The organism is Pseudomonas sp. GW456-E7 (assembly GCF_059424105.1).
In genome coordinates this window covers 1-816 of the sequence record NZ_JBWKZB010000120.1, presented here as the reverse complement: position 1 = coordinate 816, position 816 = coordinate 1, and the positions used below count along the sequence as shown (strand labels likewise).

At 61.5% G+C, this 816-nt stretch carries 1 protein-coding gene; it reads right to left on the bottom strand.

What is annotated here, in order from left to right; translation table 11 throughout:
• On the bottom strand, nucleotides 1–816 hold an 816-nt coding region (locus AC07YV_RS29855), incomplete at both ends, for an Ig-like domain-containing protein (RefSeq protein ID WP_494990406.1).

The window sequence follows — 816 nt, the reverse complement described above, 5'->3', positions numbered from 1 at the left end:
ACGCCCATCGCTTCGGACGGAGCCTGGGTGTCGACGATGACCACATACGCAGCGGATGGCTCGGAGGCGTTGCCGGCTTTGTCTTCATTGACCACGGTAAAGCTGTGCTCGCCTTCGGCCAGCGCTACGTCCGGGGTGAAGCTCCAGTTGCCGGCAGCGTCCACCGGCGCACGACCGATCTCGACACCGTTATCGATAATCACCACTTCGCTGTTAGCTTCAGCCTTGCCGCCGAGGGACGGCTTGGCGTCATCGGTGGTATCACCGGCGAGCAGATTGCTTTGCTTGTTACCCTGGTCGTCGAATACCGACTCGATGCTTGGCGCAGCTGGCTCAACGGTGCTGACGATCACCACGTAAGGAACCAACGGCTCGGACGTATTGCCGGCCAGGTCTTCGCTGACCACGGTGAAACTGTGCTCACCATCGATCAGCGGCGTGCCCGGTGTGAAGCTCCAATTGCCATTGCCATCCACCAACACGCTGCCCAACAGGCGACCATTGTCGGAGATATGCACGGTGCTGCCCGACTCCCCCTTGCCCGACAAGGTCGGGGTGGTGTCATCGGTCGAACCACCATTGCTCACCGGACCTTGCTGGGCGCCGACATCGTCGGTGGCCGCATCGATACCGGGTTTGGCCGGGGCCACGGTGTCGACAGTCAGTTCGAAGATCGCGGTATGCGCACTTTCGCCGTTGGCGTCGGTGGTCACGGTAGCGGTCAACTTGTGCACACCGCTGCCCAGTTCAGGCACGATGAAGCTCCAGTTGCCCGATACATCAGCCACGACCGAACCCAGCAACATACCGGCGTCA